Source organism: Corallococcus praedator (genome assembly GCF_003612125.1).
GTDB classification, from domain to species: Bacteria; Myxococcota; Myxococcia; order Myxococcales; family Myxococcaceae; genus Corallococcus; species Corallococcus praedator.
This window is the reverse complement of sequence record NZ_RAWI01001126.1, coordinates 1-429: the sequence shown is the minus strand read 5'-3', so window position 1 is coordinate 429 and position 429 is coordinate 1. Positions and strand designations below refer to the sequence as shown.

General features: G+C 72.0%; 1 protein-coding gene. It reads right to left on the bottom strand.

What is annotated here, in order from left to right:
* Nucleotides 1-429, bottom strand: a 429-nt coding sequence (locus tag D7Y13_RS43355; RefSeq protein WP_244222492.1) for an efflux RND transporter periplasmic adaptor subunit, incomplete at both ends; no start/stop codon positions are given.

Below are 429 nucleotides of genomic sequence, written 5' to 3'. Positions count from 1 at the left end.
GTACAGCGTGACCGGTGCGCCCACCTCCAGCGCGATGGCGTCGGCCACCGGCAACTGCACCAGCATCGCCGGTTGCGCCGGGTCGGCCACCTGCAGGATGCGCTCGCCGGTCACCACCGGCTTGCCGATCCAGTCGTTCGGGTCGCTGAACACCGCGACGCCCGCGCGCGGGGACAGCACGTTAGTGCGCGCCAGTTGCGCGGTCACCGCCGCCCATTCCGACCGGCGCTGCTGCGCCTTGCCGTTGAGCACCGTCAGCTCGCTCTTGCTCTGCGGGTTGTCGAAGGCGCGCTGGCTGGCCGCGAGCAACTCGGCGTCGGCCACGGCGACCTCCTTGCCCAGCACTTCGGCGCGGCTGCGCAAGGTGGTCTCGTCGAGCGTGAACAGCGGCGTGCCCGCCTCGACGGCCTGGTTCGGCCGCACCAGCAC